The organism is Eikenella sp. HMSC061C02, from assembly GCF_001809035.1.
In the GTDB taxonomy this organism is placed as follows: domain Bacteria; phylum Pseudomonadota; class Gammaproteobacteria; order Burkholderiales; family Neisseriaceae; genus Eikenella; species Eikenella corrodens.
Genome location: NZ_KV795512.1, coordinates 1 through 8,839, shown reverse-complemented (window position 1 = coordinate 8,839; position 8,839 = coordinate 1). Strand labels below are relative to the sequence as shown.

At 45.4% G+C, this 8,839-nt stretch carries 14 protein-coding genes; 10 read left to right on the top strand and 4 right to left on the bottom strand.

The window, feature by feature from the left end; translation table 11 throughout:
* Window positions 1–531: 531 nt before the first annotated feature.
* From HMPREF2541_RS01495 to HMPREF2541_RS01480, 4 genes are all read right to left on the bottom strand, one after another.
* Window positions 532–1,032: a hypothetical protein gene (locus tag HMPREF2541_RS01495; protein ID WP_070541374.1), complete on the bottom strand. Its 501-nt coding sequence runs from the start codon at window positions 1,030–1,032 to the stop codon at window positions 532–534.
* Entirely contained in the window at window positions 1,022–2,074 is a 1,053-nt protein-coding gene (locus HMPREF2541_RS01490) for a hypothetical protein (RefSeq protein WP_070541372.1), read from the bottom strand. Before HMPREF2541_RS01490 ends, HMPREF2541_RS01495 begins: the two co-directional genes overlap by 11 nt.
* Window positions 2,075–2,136: 62 nt before the next feature.
* Window positions 2,137–2,562 carry a hypothetical protein gene (locus HMPREF2541_RS01485; RefSeq protein ID WP_070541376.1) on the bottom strand — a complete coding sequence of 142 codons (426 nt, stop codon included), beginning with the start codon at window positions 2,560–2,562 and terminating at the stop codon, window positions 2,137–2,139.
* 101 nt (window positions 2,563–2,663) lie between these two features.
* Window positions 2,664–3,377, bottom strand: a complete 714-nt coding sequence (locus HMPREF2541_RS01480) for an XRE family transcriptional regulator (RefSeq protein WP_070541370.1) — start codon at window positions 3,375–3,377, stop codon at window positions 2,664–2,666.
* Window positions 3,378–3,492: 115 nt separating this feature from the next.
* Between HMPREF2541_RS01480 and HMPREF2541_RS01475 the strand changes: the two genes are divergently transcribed.
* From HMPREF2541_RS01475 to HMPREF2541_RS01430, 10 genes are all read left to right on the top strand, one after another.
* The gene (locus HMPREF2541_RS01475) at window positions 3,493–3,672 is read left to right on the top strand and encodes a Cro/CI family transcriptional regulator (RefSeq protein ID WP_064084449.1); all 180 of its coding nucleotides are present in this window, start codon (window positions 3,493–3,495) and stop codon (window positions 3,670–3,672) included.
* Complete coding sequence (locus HMPREF2541_RS01470) at window positions 3,669–3,848, top strand: ribbon-helix-helix protein, CopG family (RefSeq protein ID WP_070541368.1); 180 nt, start codon at window positions 3,669–3,671, stop codon at window positions 3,846–3,848. The genes HMPREF2541_RS01475 and HMPREF2541_RS01470 overlap by 4 nt, the downstream gene beginning before the upstream one ends.
* A gap of 26 nt (window positions 3,849–3,874) precedes the next feature.
* Window positions 3,875–4,072, top strand: a complete 198-nt coding sequence (locus HMPREF2541_RS01465) for a hypothetical protein (RefSeq protein ID WP_070541366.1) — start codon at window positions 3,875–3,877, stop codon at window positions 4,070–4,072.
* A 50-nt stretch (window positions 4,073–4,122) separates the two neighbouring features.
* Complete coding sequence (locus HMPREF2541_RS01460; RefSeq protein WP_070541364.1) at window positions 4,123–4,833, top strand: DUF874 domain-containing protein; 711 nt, start codon at window positions 4,123–4,125, stop codon at window positions 4,831–4,833.
* A gap of 301 nt (window positions 4,834–5,134) precedes the next feature.
* Entirely contained in the window at window positions 5,135–5,956 is an 822-nt protein-coding gene (locus HMPREF2541_RS01455) for a KilA-N domain-containing protein (RefSeq protein WP_070541362.1), read from the top strand.
* A 128-nt stretch (window positions 5,957–6,084) separates the two neighbouring features.
* Window positions 6,085–6,486 (top strand): hypothetical protein, encoded by a 402-nt coding sequence (locus HMPREF2541_RS01450; protein WP_064084468.1) that lies wholly within the window; start codon window positions 6,085–6,087, stop codon window positions 6,484–6,486.
* Window positions 6,483–6,845 (top strand): helix-turn-helix domain-containing protein, encoded by a 363-nt coding sequence (locus tag HMPREF2541_RS01445; RefSeq protein ID WP_064087208.1) that lies wholly within the window; start codon window positions 6,483–6,485, stop codon window positions 6,843–6,845. Before HMPREF2541_RS01450 ends, HMPREF2541_RS01445 begins: the two co-directional genes overlap by 4 nt.
* A 1-nt stretch (window position 6,846) precedes the next feature.
* Window positions 6,847–7,254, top strand: a complete 408-nt coding sequence (locus HMPREF2541_RS01440) for a hypothetical protein (RefSeq protein ID WP_070541360.1) — start codon at window positions 6,847–6,849, stop codon at window positions 7,252–7,254.
* Window positions 7,255–7,546: 292 nt separating this feature from the next.
* A complete protein-coding gene (locus tag HMPREF2541_RS01435; RefSeq protein WP_070541358.1) occupies window positions 7,547–7,942 on the top strand; it encodes a helix-turn-helix domain-containing protein in 396 nt (131 codons plus the stop codon).
* Complete coding sequence (locus tag HMPREF2541_RS01430; protein ID WP_083296744.1) at window positions 7,926–8,828, top strand: PBSX family phage terminase large subunit; 903 nt, start codon at window positions 7,926–7,928, stop codon at window positions 8,826–8,828. The genes HMPREF2541_RS01435 and HMPREF2541_RS01430 overlap by 17 nt, the downstream gene beginning before the upstream one ends.
* Window positions 8,829–8,839 lie beyond the last annotated feature (11 nt).

Here is an 8,839-nt window from a genome sequence, read left to right as displayed (position 1 = left end):
GCTCTCTGGCATAGTTAAAGATGGCGCTGAGATATGGGCTGCGCCCCGCAAGGTGTACATGCTTACTCGAGCGCATGAACACGCGAATTGCTGCAAGGTTCCCCTCGGCATAGGAACTCAAGGCGGCGCACTAGGTAATCTACAAATCCTTAATCAAGCCATCTCTTTGAAATGGCTCTGTTAAAAATTCGCCTCGGCTTTTACTCGCCAATTTTGTTCTGCTGCCCGCTAGGGCTTATCGGCCTTGCCCCCAGCTTTTAAACTGGGCTTGCCCTCTTGTATCCCGCTAGGGCTTGACTCGTGCGGTCTGTTTCGTATTTCGTTGGGCGTAGTATAGAAAACTAAACATATTAAGTCAAGCGTACTAAACAAAATTAGTATAGAAAACTATACTTTTCTTTGATTTAAAACAGAATTTATTTTTCACAGACAACAAAAAAGCCGCGCATGGCGGCAACAGTCAACTACTGGTTTACAGTTGGATGGGATTTGACGGGTAAAAGAAAAGCCCGCGCGGGGCGGGCTGGTGGATTATTCGTGCAGGTGGGAGCTTAATATATCGACAACGTGGGCATCTTGGTCGTGTTTATCTAAGATGTTGAGTACCGGAATCAGTACGGAAAGCACAGTGTAGATTTGGAACGTTGTCAGTAATGCCAAAAAAGCCATCGATACCGCCCGGAGTAGATGCATGTAGGATAGCGCTAAAGGAATCTGTTTGACCAAAGGGGCTAGTATCCCAACCAACAATACAGCTACAAGAACGGCAATGGAATGGATAACTGGGGAGAAAAGCTGCTTAAACCCTTTGCGGTAGATAGGGTCGGCAGATGACTTGGTGTAGGGGCTTTTTAGCCTGTCTGGATAGATGATGGCCAACCATACTCCGGCAACGGCAAAAATAATGGACGCGGTGGAGCGGAGTGCTTCGTAAAGCGCCCACTGCTCACTAAACCTGACTGCTGTACCATAAAATGCGGCGGCGCTGACGATTGCCACAGACAGCAGTATGAATATCCATTTAACCCACATTTGCCGTATATTCAGATATTATTAACTCTTTGGATTTTAACATAATATCAAGAATCTGAATAGCCTGGTAAATGCCTTTTACCTTGTATAACCCATTGGCTGGAATCGTTTTGGTAACGATGTTTCCATGTATCCAATAGGTCCTCGAATCACCACGAAGCACGAACCCGCAATTATCCTGTTCCGGGTCTATCGCAGCCTTCTTCCACCCGGTAATCCATTTTTTTAGGTCTTGCGCATTTCTAAAACCTGCACTAGTTTCCGTTTTAATTCTGATGGTCTCTAAGGGTGCAAATAACCCCGTATTCCCAAACAGCTTGGGAAGATATTTTTCCAATGCTCCTTTTGACGTGCCCTTCGTTACCTTGACGGTACAATTATTTTTAATACGGATAATTTGGTCGTAATTTTTAATTACATATTCTACTTCTGAAGGGCTTTTCAGCAGCTTGCAAACAAAACGCGGAGTGATTGTTCCGGGAATCTTCTTAGGTAGTTTAAATTCTGTTCGTTCAATATTAAGCTCTTCATTTTCTTCGTCTATTTTTACCACCTTCTTTTCTACAACTTTAGGGTTAATCCATAAGAAGTTCTTAATATACAATTCAAACGATTCCCTCCCTGCAAATGAAGCGCCTGTCGGCATAAGCGTTGCATAGAATCTCTTTTCAGGGCAGATAAGAATATAGCTTACGAAACCAAAAGATTTTCCTTTGGATGCTGTCAATTCTTCTGATTCTATCTTCCCAATCTTGCTTGATAAATTAAGCGACACAACCTCATCAGACGATGCTTTATCGGTCTTATTCCAAAGGGATATAATCCAAAACTCATTATTGTTCTCAATATCTAAAATGAAGGTTGTCGGCTCTTCATCTTCGTTCGAGATGCCTGTTTCTTGAATAGATTTTCCTGATACATACTCTTTCAAGTCATGTAATGTTTGTAATATACAATCATGCCCTTGCGGATTCTTGTGCGAGCCATTGAAATATCCGCATTGTTCAATCTTGAAATATCTTAATCTGAAGTCAGTAGACATCTAAATTCCTTATTATAAATAGATATTTATAAAATATTACTTTAATATATAACTGCATAAATTTAATTCACAGGTTTATACGCCACATCAATCGTAAACTTTGTTTTTCTTAGCTTCTGGTTTATCAAATATATTTCATGCCATGCCTTGCTTAGATAACGTTGCCGCAGCATCGGGATTTTAGATAGCTGGCATGGCATTGGAATATTTCGCGCACACCACAGCCGCAATAGCGTGGCTTCGTCATCGATTTGGATATGCTTTAAGATTAAGCCGCTTGAACCAACGGGTAATAGATACCTTGGATCTGGGTTGGCAAAATGCTTACCAGATCCATCAAAGTCATACAGCACATTTGGCTTAAGGTTTTTGTAATCCTCTTTTCTACGCGGCGCAGATACTTCGCCAAACCACTCAAAGTACAGTGTTGCCGTTCTGTAGTGTAGTTCGTGAACCTTCAGCTCTCCTTGTACGCCTAGGAAATTCATGCCGGCATCGTAATCTCCGGGCGACCAAGGAGAATCAAACCGCTTATTTTTGAGAATCTCAAAAGTCCTATCGATATTATCGCGCCGCATTAGCAACATTTTTAATCCAACACACTCCACCAAAACACGCGGCCTATGACTTGGATATCGGATGCATCGACTTCTTCGTCTGGGTGCTCCTCTTCATTGTAGCTATGGATACGGATTCTGTTGCCGGGCAGGCGGTAAAGGATTTTGGTGCGTAGCCAGCCGTCATGATTGATGGCGTAAATCTTGCCGTCTTTAATGTGCTTTTGGCTGGTGTCCACACCAAGCGTAGCGCCGTCCGGGAATACCGGCTCCATGCTGTTGCCATCAGCGGATACACATACCACGTCTTTAGGGTTGATGCCTTTGCGGCGCAGGCTGGATTCGTGAAAGCGCAGTTTGTAGCCGTTGAAGTCGGATGCTTCAAACGAACCTGACCCGGCGGCCAATCTTACTTCTTTCAGGAACGGCACTTCACATTCCGCATCGTTGAGCGGCGTGCCGTCCTGCCATGTTTCTACCACGGCGAAAGCGGTGGCGTTGGATTCTATCGGTTTGCTGGTGGAGTCTGCCTGATATTTTTCGCCCGTACCATCTGCCAGCCATTGGGTAGAGAAGCGGGTTTTCTTTCCGAAGGCTAATAACGGCTTCGCGCCTAACCCGGTGCTTCCATTAAACCATTGTCCAACCAGTCCTTTTGATACTCCGGCAAAGTCTGCAAGCTGCTGCTGTGTGGTTAAACCATGCTCAGCCATCAGCTCTTCTAATCTGTCTTTAAGCGTATTCATTTCAATATCCTATCAAATCGTTTAGCAGTCTAAACGAAATATTGTTTAGGGTGCTTGACTTTTGTATGTTTAGTAACCTATACTTTAGTCAAGTTTTCTAAGATGAAAGAAGAAAATGAAACATATTGAGTTTATTGAACTACTAGGCGGCACGTCCAAAGTGGCCGGCTTGTGCGGTATTTCCAAAGGGGCAGTATCCCAATGGAAAAAGAACGGTATCCCATTGGCACAAAACAATTATCTGAAAACCAAATTCCCTAAAGAGTACAAGAAAATCTTTGGGGCTAGGCCATGAAACGAGAAAAGTGCACTGAAGAGGTCAAGCTCCACCTACCGGAGAAGCTCAAGGCTGACTTGAAAACGCTGGCCGCTATCCGTGGCTACGATTCTCTTAGCCCGCTGATTCGCCAACTGCTCCGCGAAAAGCTGTATGGAGAGGTTACGGCGAAGATGCCTTTTGGCTTGGACTGACAGCATGGGGCAAAGTTCCACAGTCCATGCAGAAGATGATTAAGGTTTCGTTCGGCATGGGCGCAAAATCTCAAGCTGACTACGAAGAGCAGCTACAGCAGGCGTTTGCTATCCACGGGGAACGAGTAGTCCACACCCAAACAGATAAAGGGCTGATGTACTGGATGGAGGAAATCCGCAAACTGGCGGGGGAAGATTTCGAGTTGTTGTTTGAACGGTTGTAATGGTTTTGTTAAGATTGCGTTTACAGTCTTAACTTTTTTGGAGAGATGGTATGAAGAAAATTATCTTGGCGGGTTTTATTGCTTTATTCTTGGCAGCATGCTCCGACCCTAAATCCATTGTTTTAAACAATAAAGAGGATGTAGAGCTTCATTCTAGCGAGTTGAAAACATTAAACGACGAGGATAAACAATTGTTGGCATCATATATTATCCGCGTGGAGATGAGTAGGATAATGCCTGGCCTGTCAAATAATGACGGATATGGCGTAACTGTTGGTGAAGCTATTGAGAGACAAAAGAGATTTATAACCGAACAGGAAAAAGCAGAAGCCGAACGTAAAAATGCAGAGCAAAAGGCACAGCAGGAATATACTCAAAAAGAAACTTTAATGAATGCTGCCGCCTCATTTGTTTTTGTATCGCATGAGAAAAAAGTTGATGAGTACGACAGCATAACCGCTGAAGTGGTATTTACTGTTACCAATAAATCGGATAAAGACATCATTGGAACAAAAGGCACGGCCATTTTTTACGACAAATTTGGGGATGAGTTATACCGAACAAATTTAAAGCTTGATTTTTCTGATATTGGCGGCGTGCTCCCGGTTGGGAGGGATTATACTTTTGATGGCAGCACCCCAATCAATCGGTTTATGGATAATGCGATGAAATTTGCCAGCACCCCGACATCCGAACTAACGTTTAAGTATCAGCCGGAAGTGGTTTTATTTAAGGATGGTACTTCTATCAGAGCGGAATAAACCCATCATAATAGCATTTAAACTGAAACCCCTTGCATTCGCAGGGGGTTTTGTTTATGATGAGCGCACTACTAATTGTCTAGCGGATATCCGCCCCGTCAGTGCGCATTTTTTGTGCCTATCGGTTTCGTTGCTCTCTCCTTGCATGAGATTAGCGGCACAAAACGCCAAGTTTCTCTGGCGGGTCTATACGCAGAAATACAACACCTTCGGGGAATACTGCGAGCCGTCTAGACACGGTAGTTGAAGCCCGCCGCCCTATTCAGCGGCAATCACTAACTAATCTGTCTAGGAGTTCATCATGAACGCAATCTCTGTAGCCAATGTGGCTATCCGTCAATTCGACAACCTTTATTCTCTCAATGATTTACATCGAGCAGCAGGCGGTTTAGAAAAAAATAAACCAGCAAACTGGCTGCGCAACAAGCAAACTGCTGATTTAATTGCTGAATTGGAAAAAGCTCAAATTCGAGCTATTCAGAAAAAACAAAAACTTGGCACTTTCGTTTGCAAAGAGCTGGTGGTTCACTACGGCATGTGGATTTCCCCGGCCTTCTCGCTGAAAGTTATCCGCGCGTTTCTCGACACGCAGGAAGATGTTTCAGGTAGCCCCAAGCTGGAAACCCAAACCACAATAGACGAGCGGCGCGGCCTGGTGGATGCGGTCAAGCTGCTGGTCGCCCGCTGCGGTATCGATTATTCGGCAGCCTACCGCATGGTGCATCAGCGCTTCGGCGTGGCGCATATCGACCAAATCGCCGCCCCGTTGTTGCCTGCTGCTGTGGCTTATGTGCATTCGCTCACGTTACAAAGCGGGCTGAACGGCGAAGTGTTGGACAGGCTACCTGAAAACTTGCAGCCAAAACCCTTGCGCAACTTGCAGGGCGCTGTAATCAACAGCCTGTACTGCGCCGAATTCCTCTACCGGCACCGGGCAGCCTTGCGCAGCCTGAACCGCCGCCTAGCAGCCACCCTGCACGACCATGCCGCCGACAGCATCATGTTCCTGCGCAACGTGGCCGAACAGGCAGGCATCAGTGTGCCCGATAACGAGTATTTCCAATACTTCCCCAGGGACGGCGATAGCGCGGAGAAAGCCCGCTATCACCAATTGAACGCGTGATGTATTCATCACAACACGAGCAGCCTTCGGGCTGCTTTTTTTATTTGGCTTAGGGTATGATGAAACTTGATTTACTCAGGTGTGTTGTTTGATAAATTTGATGCCTATAGTTTACTTATAAGTGTACAATGAAACCTAAACTGCTATACAATGGCATACGCCCTTTATGCGTACTATGCGAAGATGGGGAAGAAGTATCCAGCTTGGAACGTGAGCTGGATGACTATCAGCAATCCGCTCAAACTGTCCGTCATGCGGCCAGCATCCGGATTATTATGCAGCGTTTCGCTCGCGGTGAGCAGCTGCCATCACAGATGTTTCACAAGGCTGGCAAGATACACGGCATTCAAGTGTATGAGTTTATTAAACAACCGATTCGCATTTATTGTGTAAGCACTCCAAACTTGCAAGGTTGCTTCTTGCTTAGCCATAGTGTGCTGAAAAAATGGCAGAAAACTAAGCCGGCAGATTTGGAAAAGACTTATCGGCAACTACAAAATATGTTGTCCTTGGAGCATTTAGTGCCATGAATAAAATAGAAAATTACGAGCTAATAGAAGCTCAAGAAGAGGTAAAAGTAGATTTCGCCATCATGCTGAATAACCTCTTGGATGAAAAGAAACTCTCCTATACCGACCTAGCCAAACTCACGGGCAAAAGTAAATCTCTTGTTTCTAGGATTATGGGGGGTAGTAATAATCTGACTATCGAGACAATGGTTTCCATGCTATTTGCGCTGGATGAAAAGATTGTGATTTCAACCGAGTCTAAGCTGCAAGCAGAATATGGACGGGTTTTGAATATTACATCCGCCTCCCCTATAACCAACTTATCTAAGCGACAACCTTACCACATCGGAAACTTTAGACCGCTAGCACTGGAAGTATAAGATGAAAATTCAGATACTTGATGTTAAACAGGGTACGTCAAATCGGCAGGTTGCGGAAAAGAGTATTGATATATCAGAAATAACCAGGCGGCTTACCGTTACTCCAGGGAAGCTCTTCTTGAATGAAGAGAATGACCAGATTTTGCTTCGCCCTACAGTATGGTTTAGAGCTGTTAACGGACAGAACGAGAATATTTTCTCAATTAAAGCAGAATACATGGTATTCTTCCGTTTGACTGGTATTGGTGAACAAACACCGGAGCAAGTATTAAGTGGTAACCATGCACTAATTGAAAAATTACATAAATATTCTCAAATCGCAGTGGGTGTCCACCTCCAAATGGAATTAAATCTAACCGCAATAGATTCTGGAATGCCTATTTGGGAAGGGGAATACATTGAAGGATAAATGCCCAAGGATTGGGGGTTCCCTGGTCGGCGTTATGGCTCCGGTTTTCGGGGCCTTTCGCTTTTGAAATGCAATAAATCAGCAACAGATAACATAGGAACACTTGCATTTCGGTTATCAGAGGCGTATTATTCAATCGTTACCCATGCGGGGGTTTTCCCGTGGGTAAAAGATGTAGAATTCCAGCCCGAGTGCTTTGTTGCATTCGGGCTTTTTGCATTTGCTGGTGTAGCTCAAGAGAGGAACAGCCGCCTTCAGACTGACGGCGCTGTCTGTGGTAAAGGTGGTTTAAATGGTAAGCAAGAAAGGAAGCGGCGGCAGGCCAAAGAAACAGCTAACCGAAGCCCAAATCGAACAAGTAGAGGCATTGGCTGCGGTATTGTCAAAAGCGCAGATTGCTGATTATTTCGGTATGTCGCAAACAACATTCATCGAAATTGAGAAAAGACAGCCTGAGGTTTCTGAAAGATATAAAAAAGGGAGAGCAAAGGCCATCGACTCAGTAGCGCAAGGCTTGCTACAGCAGGCACGCGAAGGAAATATGGCCGCCGCAATCTTCTTTTTAAAAACTCAAGCCGGTTGGCGTGAAACTCAAGTAGTGGATAACGTAAGCTCTGATGGCAGCATGACTCCAACAACCATTACCCGTATTGTGATTGACCCCAAACAGAATGAACCTGAGCATTGATACCCCGCGCTGGTCTCTCCCTTTGTTGAAGCCATGCCGATACAAAGGCGTGAAAGGCGGGCGCGGTTCAGGTAAATCCCACGAGCGGGCGGAGTCGCTGATAGAGCAAGCAATATTGCACCCCGGTTTAAAGGTGGTGTGTATCCGCGAAATTCAGAAATCACTTAAGTTTTCAGCAAAAGCGCTGATTGAAAGCAAAATACAAAAATTCGGACTATCACACCTGTTTGAGATAACCCGCGATGAAATCCGCACCCCGGGCGGCGGCTTGATAATTTTTCAGGGGATGCAAGACCACACCGCTGACAGTATCAAATCATTAGAAGGCTTTGATATTGCATGGGTGGAAGAAGGGCAGAGCTTATCGCATCACAGCTTCCAACTGCTACGCCCTACTATCCGCGCCCCGGGTAGTGAAATTTGGGTAACATGGAATCCTGAACAGTCAACAGATGCAGTCGATGCTTTCTTTAACGAAGCGATTGCCAACGGTTCGGATGAAGTGTGCTTGGTTCACGTGAACTATTACGATAACCCACACTTGCCGGATGAGCTGCGCCGGGAAATGGAGTACGACCGCAAATATAACCCGCAGTCATTCGGCCATGTATGGCTTGGGGAATACAACACCAAAAACGAAGCCCAGATTTTCCGTGGTAAGTACGAAGAAAAAGCCTTCACGCCGCGCGATGATTGGGACGGCCCATATTTCGGGCTGGACTTCGGCTTCTCACAAGATCCTACGGCAGCGGTTAAATGCTGGATATATGACGGCTGTCTGTATATCGAGCGGGATTACGGCAAAATCGGGCTGGAACTGGACGATACCGCGCCCATGCTGCGGCAACACCTGCCGGGCATTGAAAAAGGGGCTGACGTAGATTAGCCCTAAATTCC